1 protein-coding gene is annotated in these 507 nt (G+C 65.9%); it reads left to right on the top strand.

Annotated elements, in window-relative coordinates:
- Nucleotides 1-507: electron transfer flavoprotein subunit alpha/FixB family protein (locus tag U5798_RS36920; protein ID WP_322084885.1), on the top strand; the 507-nt coding region annotated here is incomplete at both ends.

Genomic DNA, 507 nt, shown 5'->3' on the forward strand with positions numbered 1-507 from the left:
TGTCGCGCAGATCTCGGACATCACGGCGGTCGATTCGGCCGACACGTTCGAGCGCCCGATCTACGCGGGCAACGCGATCGCAACGGTGCAGTCGAGCGACCCGATCAAGGTCATCACGGTGCGTGCAACGGGTTTCGATCCGGTCGCAGCGGAAGGCGGCAGCGCATCGGTCGACAAGATCGAAGCAGCGGCAGACGCCGGCAAGTCGCAGTTCGTGAGCCGTGAAGTGACGAAGCTGGACCGTCCGGAACTGACGAGCGCGAGCATCATCGTGTCGGGCGGCCGTGGCCTGGGCAGCGGCGAGAACTACACGAAGGTGCTGGAGCCGCTGGCCGACAAGCTGTCGGCAGCACTCGGCGCATCGCGCGCGGCAGTCGACGCCGGCTACGTGCCGAACGACTACCAGGTCGGCCAGACCGGCAAGATCGTCGCGCCGCAGCTGTACATCGCGGTCGGCATCTCGGGTGCGATCCAGCATCTGGCCGGCATGAAGGATTCGAAGGTGAT

Origin of the sequence: Burkholderia sp. BCC1972 (assembly GCF_905339605.1) — a bacterium.
Classification (GTDB): Bacteria; Pseudomonadota; Gammaproteobacteria; order Burkholderiales; family Burkholderiaceae; genus Burkholderia.